The 1,604-nt window shown below is 68.2% G+C and carries 1 protein-coding gene; it reads right to left on the bottom strand.

The genetic code is table 11. The features are described from left to right. Positions 1-1,604 (bottom strand): chaperonin GroEL (groL, locus tag EJK15_RS69170; protein WP_138720902.1); only part of this gene is annotated, 1,604 nt, incomplete at both ends.

Below are 1,604 nucleotides of genomic sequence, written 5' to 3'. Positions count from 1 at the left end.
TAGAAGTCCATGTCGCCGCCGCCGGGCATACCGGCGGGGGCGGCGGGGTTCTTCTCGGGCTTCTCGGCGATGACGGCCTCGGTGGTGAGGAAGAGCGCCGCGATGGAAGCGGCGTTCTGCAGCGCGGAGCGCGTCACCTTGGCCGGGTCGATGATGCCCGCCTCGAACATGTTGACGTACTCACCGGAAGCGGCGTTCAGGCCCTCACCCGGCGTCAGGTTGCGGACCTTCTCCACCACGACGCCGCCCTCGAGGCCGGCGTTGACGGCGATCTGCTTCAGCGGCTCCTCGAGCGCCTTCTTGACGATCGCGGCACCGGTGGCCTCGTCGCCGTTGAGCTCGAGCTTGTCGAACGCCTTGGCGCCGGCCTGCAGCAGCGCCACGCCACCACCGGGGACGATGCCCTCCTCAACGGCCGCCTTGGCGTTGCGGACGGCGTCCTCGATGCGGTGCTTGCGCTCCTTCAGCTCGACCTCGGTCGCCGCGCCGGCCTTGATGACGGCCACGCCGCCGGCCAGCTTGGCCAGACGCTCCTGGAGCTTCTCCCGGTCGTAGTCGGAGTCGGTGCGCTCGATCTCGGCGCGGATCTCGCTGACCCGGCCGGAGATCTGCTCGGCGTCACCGGCGCCGTCGACGATCGTGGTCTCGTCCTTGGTCACGACGACCTTGCGGGCGCGACCGAGCAGGTCGAGGGTGGCGGTCTCGAGCTTGAGGCCGACCTCCTCGGCGATGACCTGGCCACCGGTCAGGATCGCGATGTCGTTCAGCATGGCCTTGCGGCGGTCGCCGAAGCCCGGGGCCTTGACGGCCACGGAGCGGAACAGGCCGCGGATCTTGTTGACGACCAGGGTGGCCAGGGCCTCGCCCTCGACGTCCTCAGCGATGATCAGCAGCGGCTTGCCCGACTGCACGACCTTGTCGAGCAGCGGCAGCAGGTCCTTGTTGGCGGCGACCTTGCTGTTGACGATCAGGATGTACGGGTCTTCGAGCACGGCCTCCATGCGGTCGGAGTCGGTGACGAAGTACATCGACGTCATGCCCTTGTCGAAGCGCATGCCCTCGGTGAGCTCGAGCTCAAGGCCGAAGGTGTTGCTCTCCTCGACGGTGATGACGCCTTCCTTGCCGACCTTGTCCATCGCCTCGGCGATGAGCGCGCCGATCTCGGGGTCGGCGGCGGAGATGGAGGCCGTGGAAGCGATCTGCTCCTTGGTCTCCACATCCTTGGCCAGCTTGGAGAGCTCCTCGCTGACGCGCTCGACGGCGGCCTCGATGCCCTTCTTCAGGGCCATCGGGTTGGCGCCGGCGGCGACGTTGCGCAGGCCCTCGCGTACCAGCGCCTGGGCGAGCACGGTGGCGGTGGTGGTGCCGTCACCCGCGACGTCGTCCGTCTTCTTGGCGACTTCCTTGACCAGCTCGGCGCCGATCTTCTCCCACGGGTCCTCGAGCTCGATCTCCTTGGCGATGGAGACACCGTCGTTGGTGATCGTGGGAGCGCCCCACTTCTTCTCCAGCACGACGTTGCGGCCCTTGGGGCCCAGGGTCACCTTGACGGCGTCAGCGAGCTGGTTCATACCGCGCTCGAGACCGCGCCGGGCGTCCTCGTC

The organism is Nonomuraea basaltis (assembly GCF_005893125.1).
GTDB lineage: Bacteria > Actinomycetota > Actinomycetes > Streptosporangiales > Streptosporangiaceae > Nonomuraea > Nonomuraea basaltis.
The sequence above is the reverse complement of the archived record's forward strand: the minus strand, read 5'-3'. Positions and strand labels throughout refer to the sequence as shown.